The organism is Rhizobium sp. Rhizsp42 (assembly GCF_047304155.1).
Lineage (GTDB): Bacteria > Pseudomonadota > Alphaproteobacteria > Rhizobiales > Rhizobiaceae > Rhizobium.
On the sequence record NZ_JBGLYS010000112.1, the window covers coordinates 1 to 709 of the forward strand.

The 709-nt window shown below is 64.5% G+C and carries 1 protein-coding gene; it reads left to right on the top strand.

Features of this window, described 5'->3' with window-relative positions:
* Positions 1-709 (top strand): Gfo/Idh/MocA family oxidoreductase (locus ACCD05_RS31770; protein WP_413397650.1); only part of this gene is annotated, 709 nt, incomplete at both ends.

The following is a 709-nucleotide window of genomic DNA, read 5'->3' on the forward strand; positions in this document are numbered from 1 at the left end:
AGCGACATCGACGCCGTCGTCATCTGCACGCCGACCGACACCCACGCCGACCTGATCGAGCGCTTCGCCCGCGCGGGCAAGGCCATCTTCTGCGAGAAGCCTGTCGATCTCTCCGTCGAGCGCGTCAAGGCCTGCATCAAGGTCGTGGACGAGACCAAGGGCAAGCTCATGGTCGGCTTCAACCGCCGCTTTGACCCGCACTTCATGGCCGTGCGCGGCGCGATCGACGATGGCCGCATCGGCGACGTCGAGATGGTGACGATCACCTCGCGCGATCCGGGCGCCCCGCCCGTCGATTATATCAATCGCTCCGGCGGCATCTTCCGCGACATGACGATCCACGATTTCGACATGGCCCGCTTCCTGCTCGGCGAAGAGCCGGTCGCCGTCACAGCAACCGCCGCCGTCCTTGTCGACAAGGCGATCGGTGAGGCCGGCGACTACGACAGCGTCTCGGTCATCCTGCAGACCAAGTCGGGCAAGCAGGCGATCATCTCCAACTCCCGCCGCGCCACCTATGGCTACGACCAGCGCATCGAGGTGCACGGCTCCAAGGGCATGGTCTCGGCCGAAAACCAGCGCGCCGTCTCGATCGAAGTCGCCAATGGCGAAGGCTATACCCGCCCGCCGCTGCACGACTTCTTCATGACCCGCTACACCGAAGCCTATGCCAACGAGATCGCAAGCTTCATCGCCGCCATCGAAAAGG